A 17,627-nucleotide genomic window follows, 5' to 3' on the forward strand; every position below is an offset into this window, starting at 1 on the left:
GCAGGGCCCGGTTCCGGTCCGGCGAACGGCCGCGGCCCCCGACCCGCTGGGGGTCGGGGGCCGCGTACCTCGGGGTGCCGGGGCGGGGGCCGGTTACTTCACCGGCTCCGGCGTGGGCTCCGTCTCGGTCTCCGGCTCGCCCGCCGGGTCGGCCGGGGTCTTGACGGAGTCCAGCAGGAGCTGGGCGACGTCGACGACCTGGATGGACTCCTTGGCCTTGCCGTCGTTCTTCTTGCCGTTGACGGAGTCGGTGAGCATGACGAGGCAGAAGGGGCAGGCGGTGGAGACGATGTCCGGGTTGACGGACAGGGCCTCGTCGACGCGCTCGTTGTTGATGCGCTTGCCGATCCGCTCCTCCATCCACATCCGCGCGCCGCCGGCGCCGCAGCAGAAGCCGCGCTCCTTGTGGCGGTGCATCTCCTCGTTCCGGACGCCCGGGACGGCGGCGATGATCTCGCGCGGCGGCGTGTAGATCTTGTTGTGGCGGCCCAGGTAGCACGGGTCGTGGTAGGTGATGATGCCCTCGACCGGGGTCACCGGGACGAGCTTGCCCTCGTCCACCAGGTGCTGGAGCAACTGGGTGTGGTGGATGACCTCGTAGTCGCCGCCGAGCTGCGGGTACTCGTTGCCGAGGGTGTTGAGGCAGTGCGGGCAGGTGGCGACGATCTTCTTGGCCGACTTGGGTTTGCGGGACTCGTCGGTGACCTTGCCGTCGTCGTCCATCTCCTCGCCGAAGGCGGCGTTGAGGGACATGACGTTCTCCATGCCGAGCTCCTGGAAGAGGGGCTCGTTGCCGAGGCGGCGGGCGGAGTCACCGGTGCACTTCTCGTCGCCGCCCATGATGGCGAACTTGACGCCCGCGATGTGCAGCAGCTCGGCGAAGGCCTTGGTGGTCTTCTTGGCGCGGTCCTCCAGGGCGCCGGCGCAGCCGACCCAGTACAGGTACTCGACCTCGGTGAGGTCCTCGATGTCCTTGCCGACGACCGGGACCTCGAAGTCCAGCTCCTTGAGCCACTCCAGGCGCTGCTTCTTCGCCAGGCCCCAGGGGTTGCCCTTCTTCTCCAGGTTCTTGAGCATCGTGCCCGCCTCGGACGGGAACGCCGACTCGATCATGACCTGGTAGCGGCGCATGTCGACGATGTGGTCGACGTGCTCGATGTCCACCGGGCACTGCTCGACGCAGGCGCCGCAGGTGGTGCAGGACCACAGGACGTCCGGGTCGATGACGCCGTTCTCCTCGACGGTGCCGATCAGCGGGCGCTCGGCCTCCGCCAGAGCGGCGGCCGGGACACCGGCGAGCTGCTCCTCGCTCGCCTTCTCCTCGCCCTCCATCGTCTTGCCGCCGCCGGCCAGCAGGTAGGGGGCCTTGGCGTGCGCGTGGTCGCGCAGGGACATGATCAGGAGCTTGGGGGAGAGCGGCTTGCCGGTGTTCCAGGCGGGGCACTGCGACTGGCAGCGGCCGCACTCGGTGCAGGTGGAGAAGTCCAGCAGGCCCTTCCAGGAGAACTGCTCGACCTGGGAGACGCCGAAGACGTCGTCGTCGCCGGGGTCGGTGAAGTCGATCGGCTTGCCGCCCGACGTCATCGGCAGCAGGGCGCCGAGGGCCGTGCCGCCCTTGGCGTCGCGCTTGAACCAGATGTTCGGGAAGGCCAGGAAGCGGTGCCAGGCCACGCCCATATCGGTCTTCAGGGCGACCGTGATCATCCAGATGAAGGAGGTCGCGATCTTCAGGCCGGCGAAGAAGTAGACCAGGTTCTGGAGCGTGGAGACGTCCAGGTCCCCGAGCGCGGAGACGACCGGGTACGAGATGAAGAACGACGCCTCGTAGCCGTCCACGTGGTGCAGGGCGCCCTCGAGCGCGTGCAGCATGAAGATGCAGACGCCGACGATGAGGATGACGGCCTCGACGAAGTACGCCTGGCCGAAGTTGGAGCCGGCGAAGCGGGACTTGCGGCCCGGCTTGTTCGGCTTGCTCAGCTGGCGGACCGCGATGAGCACGAGGATGCCGAGCACGGTCATGGTGCCGATGAACTCGACGAAGACGTTGTACGGGGCCCAGTCGCCGATGACCGGCAGGATCCAGTCGGCCTCGAAGAGCTGCCCGATCGCGTTGACGATCGTCAGCAGCAGGGAGAAGAAGCCCACCGCCACGAACCAGTGCGCCACGCCGACGATGCCCCAGCGGTTCATCCGGGTGTGGCCGAGGAACTCCCTCACCACGGTGAGGGTGCGCTGTGCGGGTTCGTCGGTCCGCGTGCCGGCCGGTACCGACTGGCCCAGCCGCATGTAGGTGACGATCTGCAGGACGGCGCGGCCGAACAGTGCGACGCCGACCACGATCAGGACCAGCGACACGATGATCGCGGCGAGTTGCATTGGGGGCTCCTCGGGCCTGCGAGGTTACGAGGGGGCGGTATTACTAAGCGGTAACTTATTCAGTTCGTCTGAGAGTACCCCCATCCTTCGCCGCACTGTAGTCGGACGTGCGGTGATCTGCGTCGCTGAGGCAACCCTGACCAGGCCGGAGGTAACCGTGACCAGGCCGCCCGGCGTCCGGCCCGACCGCCGGTCGGCGGGGCGGTTGCGGCGGGGTGACGGCGGCGGGGTGACCGCGCCGAGTGGCGCCACGCCGCGCATGAGGGGCAATTCATAGCAATTCGTGATATTCGGCATAGTTTATGCCCGTGCTCTACGGGATCGCCGCCGCCACCGCCTCCTTCCTCCTCGCCGCCCTGCTGGCCGCGCTGCTGAGGGTGCCGGGCCTGCGCCTCGGCGTCGTCGACCGGCGCCGGCAGCGGCCCGTCCCGCTGCTCGGCGGGGTCGCCGTGGTGCTCGTCACCGGGGCGGTGGCCTGGGCCGGGGACCGGGCCGGGGTCGTGCCGCTCGGCTCGGGCGTCGGCCGTCTGCTCGTGGCCGGCGCCGCGGTCGCCGCGCTCGGCCTGGCCGCCGACGTCTGGCGGCTGCGGCGGCGCTGGCTGGTCGCCGGTACGGCGGTCGCGGCGGCGTGCGTGGTGCCGTACGAGGTGACCGGGCCGGTGGCGGGGGTGTGCGCCGTCGGCTGGATCACCCTGGTCGCCGCGGCCTTTCGGGGGCTCGACCACGCCGACGGGGTGGCCGGGACGGTGGGCGTGGTGACCGCCTTCGGGGTCGGGGCGTGCGCCGCGGCGGAGCTGATGGACGGGCTGGCGGTGCTGCTGAGTGTGCTGGCCGCCGCGCTGGCCGGGTTCCTGCCGCACAATCGGCACCCCGCGCGGAGCGCGCTCGGCGCGTGCGGGTCGCTCTTCGCCGGCTTCCTGCTGGCGGGCGCCGCCGTGTTCACCCGGCCGGGGCGCGAGCCCTGGGCGGACGCGGGGGTGCTGTTCGCGCTGGCCGCGGTGGCGTGCGTCGACGCCGTCCTCGTACTCCTCGCGCGTCGACTGGCCGGGCGGCCCGCCCTGCGCGGCGGCCCCGACCACCTCGCCCACCGGCTGCGGAAGCTGGGGCTCACCCCGCAGGGTGCGGTGGTCGTGCTGGGCGCGGCCTCGTTCTGCTCGGTGCTCGTGGGCGTGCTCGTGCACACCGGCCGGGTGGGGGAGGCGGCGGTGCTGGGCGTGGCGGTGTGCGCGGTGGCGGCCGTCGCGGGGCTGCTGCGGGTGCGGGTGTACGGGGTGCCGGGGCGGGCGGGGGCGCGGGTGCCGGGGCGGGCGGGGGCGAGGGTGCCGGTGGGCCGGCCCCGGGAGGGTTCGCAGCGGCCCCTTGGGGCAACCGCATCCCCTGGGGGTGCGTCCTCCCGGGGGATGATTTTCCCGGTTCGTCAGGCCAGGCGCTCGGAGAAAGAGCAGGTCAGCGCGGCGTTGCGTGTAAGGAACGGATAAGAGTTGAGTCTGCCCGACTCACCTCTGTTGACCCAGCGATCCGCGTCATGCACACTTGAGCCTGTTCCACTCAAGTCGCTGGAGGTTATTCACCATGGCACGTGCGGTCGGCATCGACCTGGGCACGACTAACTCCGTCGTCAGCGTTCTGGAGGGCGGCGAGCCCACCGTCATCACCAACGCCGAGGGCGCCAGGACCACGCCGTCCGTCGTCGCCTTCGCCAAGAACGGCGAGGTGCTGGTCGGCGAGGTGGCCAAGCGCCAGGCGGTCACGAACGTCGACAGGACCATCCGGTCGGTCAAGCGCCACATGGGCACCGACTGGAAGATCAACCTGGACGGCAAGGACTTCAACCCGCAGCAGATCAGCGCCTTCGTGCTGCAGAAGCTGAAGCGGGACGCCGAGTCCTACCTGGGCGAGAAGGTGACCGACGCGGTCATCACCGTCCCGGCGTACTTCAACGACGCCGAGCGCCAGGCCACCAAGGAGGCCGGTGAGATCGCGGGCCTCAACGTCCTGCGCATCGTCAACGAGCCGACGGCCGCCGCGCTGGCGTACGGCCTCGACAAGGACGAGCAGATCATCCTCGTCTTCGACCTCGGTGGCGGTACGTTCGACGTCTCGCTGCTCGAGATCGGCGACGGCGTCGTCGAGGTGAAGGCCACCAACGGTGACAACCACCTCGGTGGTGACGACTGGGACCAGCGCGTCGTCGACTACCTGGTCAAGCAGTTCCAGTCGGGCCACGGCGTGGACCTGTCCAAGGACAAGATGGCCCTCCAGCGCCTCCGCGAGGCCGCCGAGAAGGCCAAGATCGAGCTGTCCTCGTCCACCGAGACCTCGATCAACCTGCCCTACATCACGGCCTCCGCCGAGGGCCCGCTGCACCTGGACGAGAAGCTCACCCGCGCCCAGTTCCAGCAGCTGACCGCCGACCTGCTGGAGCGCTGCAAGACGCCGTTCCACAACGTCATCAAGGACGCCGGCATCCAGCTGTCCGAGATCGACCACGTCGTCCTCGTCGGTGGCTCCACCCGCATGCCCGCCGTCGCGGAGCTGGTCAAGGAGCTGACCGGCGGCAAGGACGCCAACAAGGGCGTCAACCCGGACGAGGTCGTCGCCATCGGCGCCGCGCTGCAGGCCGGTGTCCTCAAGGGCGAGGTCAAGGACGTCCTGCTCCTCGACGTCACCCCGCTGTCCCTCGGCATCGAGACCAAGGGCGGCATCATGACCAAGCTGATCGAGCGGAACACGACGATCCCGACGAAGCGTTCGGAGATCTTCACCACCGCCGAGGACAACCAGCCCTCCGTGCAGATCCAGGTCTACCAGGGCGAGCGCGAGATCGCGGCGTACAACAAGAAGCTCGGGATGTTCGAGCTGACCGGTCTGCCGCCGGCGCCCCGCGGCGTCCCGCAGATCGAGGTCGCCTTCGACATCGACGCCAACGGCATCATGCACGTGACCGCGAAGGACCTGGGCACGGGCAAGGAGCAGAAGATGACCGTCACCGGCGGCTCCTCGCTGCCGAAGGACGAGGTCGACCGGATGCGCCAGGAGGCCGAGAAATACGCGGAGGAGGACCACGCCCGCCGCGAGGCCGCCGAGTCCCGCAACCAGGGCGAGCAGCTCGTCTACCAGACGGAGAAGTTCCTCAAGGACAACGAGGACAAGGTCCCCGGCGAGATCAAGACCGAGGTCGAGGGCGCCGTCGCCGAGCTGAAGGAGAAGCTCAAGGGCGAGGACACCGCCGAGATCCGCACCGCCACCGAGAAGGTCGCCGCCGTCTCGCAGAAGCTGGGCCAGGCGATGTACGCCGACGCCCAGGGCGCGCAGGCCGCCGGCGGCGAGGCTCCCGGCGCGGGTGCCCAGGCCGGTGACAAGGGCGGCGACGACGACGTCGTGGACGCCGAGATCGTGGACGACGAGCGCAAGGACGGTGCCGCGTGACGGAGGAGACCCCGGGTTTCGAGGAGAAGCCCGACGTCCCCTCCGGCGCCACCCCTGACGACGCCGAGCCGCAGGCCGCCGCCCCCTCTTCGGAGGAGGGCGCGGCCCCGGCCGGGGACGCGAGCGAGAACGCGGGCCTGGTGGCCCAGCTGGACCAGGTGCGCACGGCGCTGAACGAGCGCACGGCGGACCTCCAGCGCCTCCAGGCCGAGTACCAGAACTACCGCCGCCGGGTGGAGCGGGACCGCGTCGCGGTCAAGGAGGTCGCCGTCGCGAACCTCCTGTCCGAGCTGCTCCCCGTACTCGACGACGTCGGCCGTGCCCGTGAACACGGGGAGCTGGTCGGCGGCTTCAAGTCCGTCGCGGAGTCGCTGGAGGCCACGGTCGCCAAGCTGGGCCTCCAGCAGTTCGGCAAGGAGGGCGAGCCCTTCGACCCGACGATCCACGAGGCCCTGATGCACTCGTACGCGCCGGACGTCACCGAGACGACGTGCGTGGCGATTCTGCAGCCCGGGTACCGGATCGGCGAACGCACCATCCGCCCCGCGCGGGTGGCGGTGGCCGAGCCGCAGCCCGGCGCGCAGACGGCCAAGCCGGCCGAGGAGAGCACCGAGGCGCAGGCGGAGTCCGCGGACAACAAGGAGAGCGGTGGCCCGGACGAGGGCTGAGCTTGAAGCGAGGAAGGAGGGACGTCGGGGATGAGCACCAAGGACTTCATCGAGAAGGACTACTACAAGGTCCTCGGCGTCCCCAAGGACGCCACCGAGGCCGAGATCAAGAAGGCGTACCGGAAGCTCGCCCGCGAGTACCACCCGGACGCCAACAAGGGAAACGTCAGGGCGGAGGAGCGCTTCAAGGAGATCTCCGAGGCCAACGACATCCTCGGTGACCCCAAGAAGCGCAAGGAGTACGACGAGGCCCGCGCCCTCTTCGGCAACGGCGGTTTCCGTCCGGGGCCGGGCGCGGGCGGCGGCGGCACCTTCAACTTCGACCTGGGCGACCTCTTCGGAGGCGGCGCCCAGGGCGGGGGCCAGGGCGCCGGCGGTTTCGGCGGCGGCCTCGGCGACGTCTTCGGGGGCCTGTTCAACCGCACCGGTGGCGGTCCCGGCACCGGCACGCGGACCCAGCCGCGGCGCGGCCAGGACATCGAGTCCGAGGTCACGCTCAGCTTCACGGAGGCCATCGAGGGCGCGACGGTCCCGCTGCGGATGTCCTCGCAGGCACCCTGCAAGGCATGTTCGGGCACCGGCGACAAGAACGGCACGCCGCGCGTGTGCCCGACCTGCGTCGGCACCGGGCAGGTCGCCCGGGGTTCGGGCGGCGGCTTCTCGCTCACCGACCCGTGCCCGGACTGCAAGGGCCGCGGCCTGATCGCCGAGGACCCCTGCGACATCTGCAAGGGCTCCGGACGCGCCAAGTCCTCCCGGACGATGCAGGTCCGCATCCCCGCCGGGGTCTCCGACGGGCAGCGCATCCGGCTGCGCGGCAAGGGCACGCCCGGCGAGCGGGGCGGACCGGCGGGCGACCTGTACGTGGTCGTCCACGTCAAGGAGCACTCCGTCTTCGGCCGCAGGGGCGACAACCTCACCGTCACCGTGCCGGTGACGTACGCCGAGGCCGCCCTCGGTGGCGAGGTGCGGGTCCCGACCCTCGGCGGCCCCCCCGTCACGCTGAAGCTGCCGGCGGGCACGCCCAACGGCCGCACCATGCGCGCCCGGGGCAAGGGAGCGGTCCGCAAGGACGGCACCCGCGGTGACCTTCTGGTCACCGTGGAGGTGAGTGTTCCGAAGGACCTGACGGGGAAGGCTCGTGACGCGCTCGAGGCGTATCGCGAGGCGACCGCGGACGAGGATCCGCGGGCGGAGCTGTTCCAGGCCGCGAAGGGAGCTTGACGGGAATGGACGGTCGTCGACGCAACCCGTATGAACTGACCGAGGACACCCCGGTCTACGTCATCTCGGTGGCGGCCCAGCTTTCCGGTCTGCACCCGCAGACCCTGCGCCAGTACGACCGCCTCGGCCTGGTCTCCCCGGACCGCACGGCCGGGCGCGGCCGGCGCTACTCGGCCCGCGACATCGAACTGCTCCGCCAGGTGCAGCAGTTGTCGCAGGACGAGGGCATCAACCTGGCCGGAATCAAGCGCATCATCGAACTGGAGAACCAGGTCGCCGCGCTCCAGGCCCGCATGGCCGAGCTGCAGGACGCCCTCGACGGTGCCGCGACGGCGATGCGCCAGCGGGAAGCGGCGGTGCACGCGTCGTACCGCCGTGACCTGGTCCCCTACCAGGAGGTCCAGCAGACCAGCGCGCTGGTGGTGTGGCGCCCCAAGCGGCACGGTCAGTCGGCGGACTGACCCCTCGCGCCGCGCGGAAGACGGCGACGGGCCCGGGAGTCCCCGCGGACCCTCCGGGCCGGTTCGCAACGTTGATGTCTCATTGCTCTGGGACTTCTTGACGATTTCGTGAAGACAGCGTTGGCTTCCTTCACCTGGGTCTCTTGCAACACCCGTGTGTCGGAAGGTAAGCGCAGTGAACAGCCGTGCCCGTCGCATCGCCATATCCGTGGCCGCGTCCATGATGACCATCTCGCTGGCCGCCTGTGGTGTGCTGGGCGCATCGGAGAGCGGTGACGAGGCGAGCCCCACCAAGGGCAACGACATCACTGTGGGCCTGCTGCTCCCCGAGAAGGCCAACACGCGCTACGAGCAGTTCGACTACCCCTTCTTCAAGGCGAAGGTCGCCGAGCTCACGGGCGACGAGGGGTCCGTCAAGTACGCCAACGCCGAGACGAGCGCGTCCAGGCAGGCCGACCAGATGCAGCAGATGATCGACGACCAGGTCGACGTGATCGTCCTGGACGCGGTCGACGCGAAGGGCATCGCGGAGAGCGTGCAGAAGGCCAAGGACGCCGGCATCCCGGTCATCGCCTACGACCGGCTGGCCGAGGGCCCGATCGACGCGTACATCTCCTTCGACAACGAGCTGGTCGGCGAGGTCCAGGGCCGCTCCCTCATCGAGGCGCTCGGCGACGACGCCGACAGCTCCGACAAGATCGTCATGGTGAACGGCTCGCCCACCGACCCCAACGCCAAGCAGTTCAAGGCCGGGGCGCTGTCCCAGCTGAACGGCAAGGTGACGATCGCCCAGACCTACGACACCGAGGACTGGAAGCCGGAGAACGCCGAGGCGCACATGGCCGAGGCGATCGAGAAGATCGGCGCGGGCGACATCGCGGGTGTCTACTCCGCCAACGACGGCATGGCCGGCGGTGTCATCAAGGCCCTAGAGGCCGCGGGCGTCACCGAACTGCCCCCGGTCACAGGCCAGGACGCGGAACTCGCGGCGGTGCAGCGGATCGTGACCGGCGAGCAGTACATGAGCGTGTACAAGTCCTACCCGCAGGAGGCCGAGCACGCCGCGGAGATGGCCGTGGCGCGGGTCCAGGGCCGGGACATCCAGTTCGACGCCCTCGCCCGCGACAAGGTCGACAGCGCCACCACCAAGGGCATCCCCGCGCAGCTGGTCCCCGTCGTCGCCCTGACCCGGGACAACATCGACGAGACGGTCATCGCGGACGGCTTCTACAAGGCCAGCGACATCTGCACGGCGAAGTACGCGGAGGACTGCGCGAAGATCGGGCTGAAGTAGGCCGGCATCCCCTCTTCAGGGCGCGTCTTCTGAAATACCCCCCAACAGGTGGATTATCCCGCTGATCGTCCCGGAGCAGGCTGGGAGTCACTGGAGCCGCACCGTTCTCGTTCGTGCGGTTCCGTCCCGGCTGCCCACCGCGGTCGGGAACTCCGCCAGATGAGGGGACGAGTTCGGTGAACGTCAGAATCGCACGACGGCTGGGGGTCGGGGCCATCGCGGCCCTGGCACTCAGCACGGCAACGCCTGCCTTGGCGTACGAGATCGGCCCGCACTCCTACAGCGGCCAGCTCCAGTTCTGGACCGAGGGCAACCGCTCGATCATGAACCTCAAGGACACGGGGTCGAGCTACTGGGTGAAGGCGGAGTACTACCGCGTGGCGCACTCGGGCACCAAGCTGAACCTCTGGAACAAGGACGGACCCGACGGGCCGTCGGACAACGACGGCAACAGGGGCACGGTCGAGAGCAGCAGGGCCTCGGAGATCTTCAAGGCACGCGGCACGGTGTCACGCAACAACCTGCCCGACTGGCACACCGATTGGTACTCGAACTGACGAGCTGCGTCCGCCCGGCTTGATCACCGCCTGACCGAGGGGCCTCACCGGCCTCTCGGTCAGGCGTGCGTTGTCGGCGTCGTCCGAACCGAGCGATTCCCACCGACCAAGGGAGCTCCGCGTGTCCTCAACCTCTGCCCCACCCGTTCTGCGACTGAGCGAGGTGGTCTACGGCGTGTCCGGCCGGACTCTGCTCGCCGGCGCCGATCTCGCCGTTCCCGCCGGCACTTCCGTCTCAGTGATGGGGCCATCCGGAAGCGGCAAGTCCACCCTGCTGATGTGTGTCATGGGGCTGATCCGCCCCCAGTCCGGACGCGTCGAGGTTGCGGGACAGGACGTGACCCGGATGTCCGCGAGGGCTCTCGCCGCCCACCGGCGGCGGCACGTCGGTATGGTCTTCCAATTCGGTGAGCTTCTCCCGGAGCTCACTCCGGTGGAGAACGTGATGATCGCGAGTCTGCTGGCCGGCGTCACGGTCACCGACGCTCGATCCCGTGCCGCGTCGCTGCTCACCCGCCTCGGAGTGCCCGAGGCCAGTTCCACGCAGGACCTGTCGGGCGGGGAGCGGCAGCGTGTCGCCGTGGGCCGTGCCCTGGTCAACACCCCTGAACTGTTGCTGGCGGACGAGCCGACGGGAGCGTTGGACGGCGAACAGCGGGAAGCCGTGGCCGACCTGCTGTTCAGCACTCCGCGAGAACACGGATGCGCCCTGGTGGTCGTCACACATGATCCGACGGTGGCCGGACGCGCCGACGTGCGGCTGCACCTGCATGAGGGGCGCTTGGTCCAGGCCGAGGGGGCGCGGTGAACGGCGGCGGCCTGCGACGTCGACTGCTGCGGATGGGGCGGGCGGCGTCCCGGGCGGCCGAAGCAGGCCGCATCCGCTACTTCGCGCTGTTCGCCGCGACCACCGTGGCGGCCCTCGCCGTCTGCGGGTTCCTGCTCGCGGCAGCGTCCTTCGACGGTCGTGCCGAGCGAAGCCAGGCTCGTTGGCCACAGACCGCCGCCCCCGGAGCGCCCGCCACGTTGTTATGGCGGGCGACGCTCGCGAGCGTCGATGACCGCCAGTACGACGTGGTCTACGTCGAGCCGCTCACCCCCGCCGCGCCCCTGCCGCCAGGACTGAGCCGGTGGCCGAAGCCCGGTGAGGCCGTGCTCTCACCCGCACTGAAGGCCGTCGGCCCCCAGGTGCGCAGCGAGTACGGAGAGGCCGTGGGCACCATCGCGCCTGACGGCCTGGAGTCGCCGAGCGAGTACTTCGCGTACGCACGGCCGACAGCTGAGCGCCTGGACCGGGATGCGATGACCGAGGTGTCCGGATTCGGCGTCTCCTGGACACCCTCGCTCGGGGAGCACATGTACAACTTCGGCTCGAAGGAGTTCTACTGGGCCTATCTGGCCCTGGTGGGTCTCCCGGCCGGACTGTTCGTCGTGATCGCCGCTCGGGTCGGTGCCGCGGCCCGGGACCGGCGGACCGCGATCCTGACGGCGCTGGGTGCCTCCGGCACAGCCCGGGCCTGGTTCACGGTGGGGGAGGCGTACGCGCCCGTGGCCCTCGGGGCGTCGGCGGCGGTCCTCGCTGTCGCACCCGTGCTCCTCACCGACATACCACTGCCTGTCGTCGACTTCGTGCTGCACGTCCCCGACGCCCGGGCCGCGCTGCCCGGCCTGATGGGCGCCGTGCTGGGCGTGCCGCTCGCCGTTCTGGCGGTCGTCGTGCTACTCCAGCCGCGCTACCGGCCTGGTGCCTCGACCCGGCCCGTGGCTGCCGGACGGCGCCGCGAGTGGGTGCTGTGGCTGTTCCCCGTAGCTCTCTTCGGTACGGTCCAGGGCACCGATCTGGCCCCGTACGACCTGCGTCTGCCGGTTCTGGCCGCCGGCAGTGCGGTCACCATCGCGCTGCTGCCCGTGGTGGCCGGTGCTGTGGTGTCGGCGGCCGGGCCCGTGCTGGCCGGGTTCGGCGCCGCGCGCGGCCGGGTGGGCATGCTGGTCGCGGGCCGACGCCTGGCCGTGGGGGCGCGTCCCGTCGCGCGGCTCGTGGCCGCGGTGGTCATCGCGGTCGGCCTGGCGGCTCAGGGGCAGATCGCGATCAGTCTGTTCACGGACATGAGTGATCGGGTCGACGCCGTGGAGGAGCATCTGGGCACCAGCGTGCTGAGCGTGTCGACGACCCTCTCCACGACGTCCGCCGACGTAGCGGCCCTCGAACGGGATCTGGGGCCGGGAGTGCACGCTCTGGCCGTGACGAGGGACCCCCGATCGGGACGGACCGACCTTGTCGCGGACTGCCCGGTCTGGCGGGTCCTCGGCGTCACCTGTCCGGCAGCGACCCCCGTCGAACTGCGAACCCGTCACGCCGGGCTGGCGCGGGTGGCCGAGCTGGAGCGGTCGGTGGGGGAACGTCTCCACGCCCGTACGGGCGACGTCACCGAGACCCTGCGTACCGTGGCGGAGCCGGCTCTGGTCGTGCTGGCGAAGGACGGACGGCAGTTGTCGCCGTCGCGGGTGCATCAGGCCGCCAACGCGCACGTGGCGATGGCGACGAACGTCCAGGTGTTCGCGATGACCGGCACCCTCGGTGGCAGCGGGGAGGGCATCGCGGCACAACAGTGGCTGGAACTGCTGTCCGTGGCGGGCGTGCTGGTGATCGTGATCGTGGCGGGCGTCGGCTCGGTGGCCCAGTTCGTACGCACGGGCCGTGAACTGGGCCCAGTCTCGGTGCTGAGCGGCAACGGCCGCGTGTACTACGCGGTCTCCGTCTGGTCCCTCCTGGCACCCACCGCCTTCGCCGTGGGCGCGGCAGTCGGCGTGACCTGGTACGTGACCACGCCTTTGATGGCCGACTCCGCCGACAGGCTGTCCACGCTGTCGGCGGTGGGGGCGAGCGGACTGGCGTGCGCCGCGGTGATGGCCTGGTGGGGTGCGCGTACGGCTTCAGCAGCCGGACTGGCGTGGCGCCCGCGCAACGACTAGGCGAGGCGCCGTCCGTCCGCCCGGAGAGCCGCCACGGCCTTCCGCACCGTGCTCGGCGCCACGTCCAGCTCGACAGCCGCCGTGGTGGACCTGGCGCGTCCGATGGTCGCAGACACGCCAGGTCTCACAGTGGACGAACTCCGCTCAATCGCTTGATCACCCGCCGTCCCGTGGAGAGCCTGACGGACGTCCTCAACGTCGCTGAGAGCCGCGGACGGCGCCTCCGCCGTACGACGGCTGACCTCGCCACCGCCGTGCCCCGTGCCCGCCGCCCCGCGGACGGGCGCCGCGCGCGCCGTCACGGCGCCTGCGGATCCGCGCAGCCGACGGAGACCCGCGCCTGTGCGCTCGCCGTCGGCTGTTCGGGGATCTGCGCCTGCCACACGATCCGGGAGGCCTGGACCCGGTTGTCGACACCGAGCTTTGCGTAGACCCCGCGGATATGGTCCTTCACCGTGTGCGCGCTGATCCCGAGTGCCTCGGCCATGTCGGGATTCGAGGCGCCCTCCGCCAGTAACCGGGCGATCTCCCGCTCACGGGCGCTGAGCTTCTTCAGCATCCCCCGCGCGGCGACCACCGCGTCCGCGATGCGTCCGGGTCGGACGTACTGATCGACGAGGAACCGGGCGGCAACCGGTCCGAGGGCGACCGTGCCTTCGGCGGCTGCCCTGACCGCCCACGGCAGGTGCCGCACGGAGTTGCCGCGCAGCAGAATCCCGCGCGCTCCGTGGCGGAGCAGCATGCGTGTGCCGTGTTCCGACAAGGAGTCGACCAGTACGACGTGTGCGGGAGCGAAGTCCGGGGCGTCGGTCGTACCCGGTGAGGCCGGCTCTGGTCGCCGGAGAGCGTCCAGTGCCTCGTCCGCACCGCGGTGACTGCTGATCAGGACGTCCAGACGGGACGTCCTGATCACAGGGGACGCCGGGTCCGAGTGCTCGCAGACGATCCGGATCCTGACGTCCTCCTCCAGCACACGTCTGACCCCGGCCCGTTCCAGCGGCTCCCGGCCGAGTACGCCTACGCGTATCACGATCTGTGTCCTCCCCCATGCGCACCCCCACGCGCCGTCCGGGTCCCTGGCCTTGCCCACGTGACGGCAGGGCGGGCTCAGTACGGCAGGCGGAGCCGGTCATGCTCCGCCGTCACCCAGCATGCACGCTGCGTACAACTCCGCGACACCTTCAGCTTGTTGCAACGAGCGGAACCGGGGGGCGTGCGTAAAGGGTCATGACGTTGCATATCCACCGGCGGCGGGGGAGGAGCCGTGTTGCGGAGCCGGTCCCGGCCGCGCATAGTGGCGCTGCGGAGGAGCCGGAACCGGGGGTGGGATGGGCGATGGCCGGGCACGGGGCTCAAGAGCATCCACACGGTGCCGACCGGCTGTGCGCGGCCGGAGACCGCGTGTACTCCCGGGCCGTGCGCCGCGGCCGGGTGCCCCGCCGGGACGCCGAGCCGGTCCCCTGCCTCCTCGAACTGGCCCTGCTGCACCCCGACCCCGATGACATGGACTGGCTGGTGCCGACCTCCCCGCAGGAGGTCATGACGCGCCTGCTGCGCGGGGTCCACGACGAGGTCAGCGCCAGTCAGCGGCGGGTGGGGTCGGCGGTGGAGGCCTTCGAGTGGTACGCGGGGCTCGGCCGGCTCATCCACTCCTCCGCCGGGACGGAGAGTTCGGCGATCAGGGTCCTCGACGGGCTGGCCCGTATCCAGGCCGCCATGGACGAGGCGACGCAGGCGTGCACGACGGAGGTCCTGACCGTGCAGCCCGGCGGCATCCGGCGTGAGGCGGAGCTGTCGGAGGGCCTGCACCGGGCGCTGGCGCTGCGCGGGCGCGGGGTGCGGATGCGGGACCTGTACACGCACGTCGCCCGGCACGGCCAGGGCCTGCTCAACTACCTGGAGCTGATGGGCGACACGGTGGAGGCCCGCACCCTGGACGAGGTCATCGACCGCCTCATCCTCTTCGACCGCACGGTCGCCTTCATCCCGGCCAACACCGACCGCACCATGGCCCTGGAACTGCGGCACCCCGCGCTCGTCGCCTACCTGGTCACGGTCTTCGAACGCCTCTGGCGCCTCGCGATCCCGCTCTCCGCCGCCCTCCCCGACACCGGCATCGAGGGCATCTCCCACCGCGAGCAGTCCATCGCGGCGCTGCTGGCGGAAGGGCACCAGGACGCGGTGATCGCCGAGCGCCTCGGCATAAGCGTCCGCACCGCCCGCGCGCACATCGCCCGCCTCTCGGAGACCCTGGGCGCGGCCAGCCGCACCCAGCTCGGCGTCCGCATCGCCCAGGCCGGCCTGGACGGCTCCCCGCCCCTGCCGCCGGCGATCAGCCTGCCCGATCAGGCTCCTGGTCGAGAATCCCCGACCGCCCGATGAGGTAACCGAGCTGAGCGCGGCTCTCGCTGCCGAGGGTGGCCGCGAGTTTCGCGATGTGGACGCGGGCGGTACGGACGTTCATGCCGAGGCGGTCGGCGATGTCGGCGTCGGTGTGGCCTTCGACGAGGAGGGTGGCTATGGCGCGTTGGCGGGGGGTGATGCCGTTGAGGGTGGGCTGCTGGACGGCTTGGGGGTGCATGGGGGTGGCGAGATGCCAGAGGCGGTCGAAGGTGTTGACGAAGTAGGCGACCAGGGCGGGGTGGCGTACTTCGAGGGCGAGGGTGCGGTCGGGGCTGGCGGGGATGAAGGCGACGGTGCGGTCGACGATGATGAGGCGTTCGGTGATCTCGTCCAGCGTGCGTGCTTCCACGTCCCCGGTGAGGTGCTCGTAGCGAACGCGTGTGTAGGGGGCGTGCCGGACCGTGTGCTGGTACAACGCACGGATGCGGGCACCGCGGTCCAGGAATGCCTGGTCCCGTTCCATCGCTGCTTCGTAGACCTCGGGACGTCTGCTGAGGTCGGGGTCGTACGGCTGGATGGCGAGCAGTTCGCTCCTCGCCTCGGTCATGGCGTCGGCGATGGCCCTGGTCGTACGTTCCTTGCCGGACAGGAGCCTGAGGGGAAAGGTCTCCTCGCCCCCAACGTTGCGGATGCCCTGCCGTATGAGGGGCTCGAACACGTCGGCCAGGTGCTGCCCGCGCCGCCGTTCATCGGCGATGCGGTCCTCGGACTTGCGCAGCAGCCTTTGCAGAGCGACGGTGGGGGCGACGGGCTCCAGTCGGGTCAGGTCGTCGACGGCCGGGTGCAACAGGCCGATGTCGAGCAGGCAGGGGGCCGCGTCCGCAGCGGCACCGGGTACATGGCCCTCGCGCAGGGCGCGGGAGTAGAGGGCGAGGGCCGCCTCGCACAGCTCCTCGTCCGTGTGCCGGTGCGTCCCTTCCTTCATGCGCCGCCTTCTCCCGCGAGGCCCTGCCGTTCCTGCTCCAGGATGCCGGACTGCGCTATGAGGTAGCCGAGTTGGGCCCGGCTGCCGCTGCCCAGTGCCAGGGCCAGTTTGGCGATGTGGGCACGGCAGGTCCGGACGTTCATGCCCAGACGGCGAGCGATGGCCTCGTCGACGTGGCCCTCTACGAGGAGCTTCGCGATGGAGTGCTGGATGTCGGTGATGCCGTCGGGGGCCGTCTCGTAGGGAGCGCCCGCCGTGAGCGGGACGGCGCGGCTCCAGATGAACTCGAAGACCCTGATCAGGTACCGGACGAGGCCCGGGTGACGGAGTTCCAGGGCGACCTGTCGGTCGTCGCGGACAGGGATGAAGGCCACGGACTCGTCGCAGATGATGAGGCGCTCCACGAGTTCGTCGATGGTGCGGTACTCGACCTTGCCCTCGCTGAAGTGATCGGCGTAGGCGAGCCGGTCGGGGCTGAACCGTGCGGTGTGCTGGTAGAGCGTACGGATCCGCACACCTCGTTCGATGAGCGGCTTGTCGCGTTCCAGGCCCTCCAGCAGCCGGTTCTCAGGGCGTCGGTGGCCGCTCGGCTGGACGGTGAGCATCTCGGTCTGGCACTGGGCGGTAGCCAGGTCGAGTGCCGCGTTGATCCGGTCAAGGCCTTCCAGGACCGTGATGGAGTGCGCAGGGCCTGCCTGCTGAGTGCTGATGTCCATGAACGGTTCGAAGAGTTCGGCCATCGCTATGGACAACCGGCGCTGCTCGGTGATTTCGCGTTCGATGGGATTGAGCCGTTGGGCCAGGGCGATCGACGGTGGCACCGGGCGCATCCAGTCGGCGTCGTCCGGATCGGGGTGGAGGAGGCCGAGTTCCGTCAGGCACGAGGTCGTCTCGACGTCTGTTCTCGGTATGCGCCCGGTCCTGAGGGCGCTCGCGTAGAGGCGGCTTCCTTCCGGGCACAGCTCGGTTCCTGTATGGGGATGATCCCAATTAGTCCACTTTGTCACCAAATCTCCACCCCCCAGGGTCCTGAACGTGCAGGAACATGATGCACCGATTGTGTGGCCATGACGTGCCCGAATGAGCCATCGTCTTATCCGACGGGGGAATGAGGGACCATCAAGTGAGGACGAAGCCGACTATGCGTATCAGAATGCTTCGCTCGGTGCTTGTTGTCGCCTTCTCCGCCGTTGTGGCCATGGGTACGCTGTCCGGCCTCTCCGGTGCGAAGAGCGACGAGCACGAAACGGGTGGCGTTCACTTCTTGGCGTTCACGGGCCCCAAGGGTGAGCCGGCGGCTGTTCCGGCCGACAGTGT

Annotated in this window: 14 protein-coding genes; 10 read left to right on the plus strand and 4 right to left on the minus strand. The window is 70.1% G+C overall.

Annotated elements, in window-relative coordinates:
• Positions 1–93: 93 nt before the first annotated feature.
• Positions 94–2,376 carry a (Fe-S)-binding protein gene (locus ACFIF2_RS13125; protein WP_395572779.1) on the minus strand — a complete coding sequence of 761 codons (2,283 nt, stop codon included), beginning with the start codon at positions 2,374–2,376 and terminating at the stop codon, positions 94–96.
• Positions 2,377–2,684: 308 nt separating this feature from the next.
• Here ACFIF2_RS13125 and ACFIF2_RS13130 point away from each other — a divergent pair, with 308 nt between their 5' ends.
• From ACFIF2_RS13130 to ACFIF2_RS13170, 9 genes are all read left to right on the plus strand, one after another.
• Positions 2,685–3,854, plus strand: coding sequence for an MraY family glycosyltransferase (locus tag ACFIF2_RS13130; protein WP_395572780.1), 1,170 nt, complete (start codon positions 2,685–2,687; stop codon positions 3,852–3,854).
• A 94-nt stretch (positions 3,855–3,948) separates the two neighbouring features.
• Positions 3,949–5,805: a molecular chaperone DnaK gene (gene dnaK, locus ACFIF2_RS13135; RefSeq protein ID WP_395572781.1), complete on the plus strand. Its 1,857-nt coding sequence runs from the start codon at positions 3,949–3,951 to the stop codon at positions 5,803–5,805.
• Positions 5,802–6,473, plus strand: a complete 672-nt coding sequence (gene grpE, locus ACFIF2_RS13140) for a nucleotide exchange factor GrpE (protein ID WP_395572782.1) — start codon at positions 5,802–5,804, stop codon at positions 6,471–6,473. The genes dnaK and grpE overlap by 4 nt, the downstream gene beginning before the upstream one ends.
• A 30-nt stretch (positions 6,474–6,503) precedes the next feature.
• Entirely contained in the window at positions 6,504–7,697 is a 1,194-nt protein-coding gene (gene dnaJ / locus ACFIF2_RS13145; RefSeq protein WP_395572783.1) for a molecular chaperone DnaJ, read from the plus strand.
• 5 nt (positions 7,698–7,702) lie between these two features.
• Positions 7,703–8,158 carry a heat shock protein transcriptional repressor HspR gene (locus tag ACFIF2_RS13150; protein ID WP_395572784.1) on the plus strand — a complete coding sequence of 152 codons (456 nt, stop codon included), beginning with the start codon at positions 7,703–7,705 and terminating at the stop codon, positions 8,156–8,158.
• Positions 8,159–8,333: 175 nt separating this feature from the next.
• The gene (locus ACFIF2_RS13155; protein WP_395572785.1) at positions 8,334–9,452 is read left to right on the plus strand and encodes a sugar ABC transporter substrate-binding protein; all 1,119 of its coding nucleotides are present in this window, start codon (positions 8,334–8,336) and stop codon (positions 9,450–9,452) included.
• A 176-nt stretch (positions 9,453–9,628) separates the two neighbouring features.
• Positions 9,629–10,009, plus strand: a complete 381-nt coding sequence (locus ACFIF2_RS13160) for a hypothetical protein (protein WP_395572786.1) — start codon at positions 9,629–9,631, stop codon at positions 10,007–10,009.
• Positions 10,010–10,130: 121 nt separating this feature from the next.
• The gene (locus tag ACFIF2_RS13165; RefSeq protein ID WP_395572787.1) at positions 10,131–10,817 is read left to right on the plus strand and encodes an ABC transporter ATP-binding protein; all 687 of its coding nucleotides are present in this window, start codon (positions 10,131–10,133) and stop codon (positions 10,815–10,817) included.
• A complete protein-coding gene (locus ACFIF2_RS13170) occupies positions 10,814–12,982 on the plus strand; it encodes a hypothetical protein (RefSeq protein WP_395572788.1) in 2,169 nt (722 codons plus the stop codon). The genes ACFIF2_RS13165 and ACFIF2_RS13170 overlap by 4 nt, the downstream gene beginning before the upstream one ends.
• Before the next feature lie 298 nt (positions 12,983–13,280).
• Here ACFIF2_RS13170 and ACFIF2_RS13175 read toward each other — a convergent pair whose 3' ends face one another.
• Positions 13,281–14,012, minus strand: a complete 732-nt coding sequence (locus tag ACFIF2_RS13175) for a DNA-binding response regulator (protein ID WP_395572789.1) — start codon at positions 14,010–14,012, stop codon at positions 13,281–13,283.
• Positions 14,013–14,317: 305 nt separating this feature from the next.
• Here ACFIF2_RS13175 and ACFIF2_RS13180 point away from each other — a divergent pair, with 305 nt between their 5' ends.
• Complete coding sequence (locus tag ACFIF2_RS13180) at positions 14,318–15,364, plus strand: LuxR C-terminal-related transcriptional regulator (protein WP_395572962.1); 1,047 nt, start codon at positions 14,318–14,320, stop codon at positions 15,362–15,364.
• Here ACFIF2_RS13180 and ACFIF2_RS13185 read toward each other — a convergent pair.
• The gene (locus ACFIF2_RS13185) at positions 15,315–16,310 is read right to left on the minus strand and encodes a LuxR C-terminal-related transcriptional regulator (protein ID WP_395572790.1); all 996 of its coding nucleotides are present in this window, start codon (positions 16,308–16,310) and stop codon (positions 15,315–15,317) included. The genes ACFIF2_RS13180 and ACFIF2_RS13185 overlap by 50 nt on opposite strands.
• On the minus strand, positions 16,307–17,320 hold the full coding sequence (locus ACFIF2_RS13190) for a helix-turn-helix transcriptional regulator (protein ID WP_395572791.1): 1,014 nt from the start codon (positions 17,318–17,320) through the stop codon (positions 16,307–16,309). Before ACFIF2_RS13190 ends, ACFIF2_RS13185 begins: the two co-directional genes overlap by 4 nt.
• Between the last annotated feature and the right edge of the window lie 307 nt (positions 17,321–17,627).

Origin of the sequence: Streptomyces sp. BK79 (assembly GCF_044142145.1) — a bacterium.
Classification (GTDB): domain Bacteria; phylum Actinomycetota; class Actinomycetes; order Streptomycetales; family Streptomycetaceae; genus Streptomyces.